This window comes from Streptomyces sp. SM1 (genome assembly GCF_002910825.1).
Taxonomy (GTDB): Bacteria; Actinomycetota; Actinomycetes; order Streptomycetales; family Streptomycetaceae; genus Streptomyces; species Streptomyces okerensis.
On the sequence record NZ_NEUB01000375.1, the window covers coordinates 1 to 798 of the forward strand.

A 798-nucleotide genomic window follows, 5' to 3' on the forward strand; every position below is an offset into this window, starting at 1 on the left:
CACCCTGGTCGGCACCCGCGCGGTCGCGCCCGGGCCGCCCGACGACGACCTCCCCGACCACGACCAGGCGACGATGAGCCGGCTGTTCGGGCACGCGATGCCCGATTGGAGCGACCGCGAGGCGGTAGCGGACTTCGCCGCCGCCGGCGCGGAGATCCTGGACGACGACCCCGTCGCCGCACGCGCGGTCGCCGCGCGCGTCTGGGACCGCACGCCCGGCACCGCACCGGCGGTCCAGATGGCCAACCAGCTGGGCATGGTGTTCTCCAGGCTCGACTGCACACCCCGCTGGCGCGAGCGCCTGCCCGAGATCAAGGTTCCCACGCTCGTCGTCCACGGCCGCCGCGACCGGTTCTTCCCCGTCGGCAACGGCGAGGCGATCGCACGCGAGATCCCCGGAGCACGGCTGCTCGTCCTGGAGGAGGCCGCCACGGCGATCCCGGATGCGGCGGCCGGCGAGATCGCCGAGGCGATGCTCACGCTCGGATAGGGAACGGCGTGGGTGACACGCGGTGCGTCGAAGCGCACGGTCCGGCCGGCGGCGGGGGTCGTCATGCCGGCGGACACCGGCGCGACGGTGGTATCCCGTCACGGGTGGCAGGCCACGCCGGACACCGTTACCGGCCATCGCGACGGCCAGGGCGTACGCGCGCTGACCGGGCGTGACATGGCGCCCGGTCCGCGCGTCGCTGCGGCGCGCGGACCGGGGCCGTCGGGGGGGGAGCCCGGAAGGGCTCAGCGGGCGGCGAGGGAGCGGGGGTGGAGTGCCTCGGCGTGGGCGTCCATCTGTTCGGCGGC

Annotated in this window: 1 protein-coding gene; it reads left to right on the forward strand. The window is 75.8% G+C overall.

Annotation, left to right across the window (positions count from 1 at the left end):
* A partial coding sequence (locus B9S61_RS09570; RefSeq protein ID WP_103541880.1) for an alpha/beta fold hydrolase occupies positions 1-490 on the forward strand: 490 nt, incomplete at its 5' end.
* Positions 491-798 lie beyond the last annotated feature (308 nt).